Genomic DNA, 317 nt, shown 5'->3' with positions numbered 1-317 from the left:
TATTGTACCCTTCTCCCGGTAATCCTTCAGTTCAGCCAGCCTTTTTGCCAGTGAAACCACCCGCTTGTTCCGCCCCTTGACTGCCAGGCGGAGCTTTTCAATATCTTCTGGTGCAGCCCCTTTTTCCTCTGCCTTCGCCAGCTTCCTCATGGCCAGGCTGAGTTTCTTCCTGGCCCGGCCCAGTTTCTTTTCTGTTTCTTCATTTTTTAACTTCAGCAGTTCTGTTTGGGAGTCCAGCAGGGCCTGTGCTTTAAGTCTGGAGTCATCGACAAAGCGGGAGTTCAGCCCGAAAAGTTCTTGTCCTGACTTCTTGATTT

General features: G+C 50.8%; 1 pseudogene. It reads right to left on the bottom strand.

Features of this window, described 5'->3' with window-relative positions:
* Positions 1 to 317: pseudogene (locus ULO1_RS09215) on the bottom strand (IS200/IS605 family accessory protein TnpB-related protein); the annotation flags it as partial.

This window comes from Carboxydocella sp. ULO1, assembly GCF_002049255.1.
Classification (GTDB): Bacteria; Bacillota.
Note: the sequence above shows the minus strand (reverse complement) of the source record. Positions and strands in the feature narration are given on the sequence as shown.